This window comes from Paenarthrobacter nicotinovorans (assembly GCF_007670255.1).
Lineage (GTDB): Bacteria > Actinomycetota > Actinomycetes > Actinomycetales > Micrococcaceae > Arthrobacter > Arthrobacter nicotinovorans_B.
Genome location: NZ_SZVS01000040.1, coordinates 1 through 209 on the forward strand (window position 1 = coordinate 1; position 209 = coordinate 209).

At 63.2% G+C, this 209-nt stretch carries 1 protein-coding gene; it reads right to left on the minus strand.

Features of this window, described 5'->3' with window-relative positions; translation table 11 throughout:
• The coding region (locus FDP28_RS20445; RefSeq protein ID WP_144663434.1) for a hypothetical protein at positions 1-209 on the minus strand (209 nt) is incomplete at both ends.

The window sequence follows — 209 nt, forward strand, 5'->3', positions numbered from 1 at the left end:
TCCCAGAACCCCGGCATCAACCTGGGGTGCGGGTACGAGGACAGGGCATGGCCTTCCTTGGACTTCTCCTGCCGGAAACCGTCCAGATCCTCCTCCGACAAACGCCCTTCCATGAACGCCCGGGCGTACATGCCCGGAGAGGCGTGGCCCTGGAAGAACACCTGGTCCCCGCCCGAAGGGTGGTCCTTGCCGCGGAAGAAATGATTGAA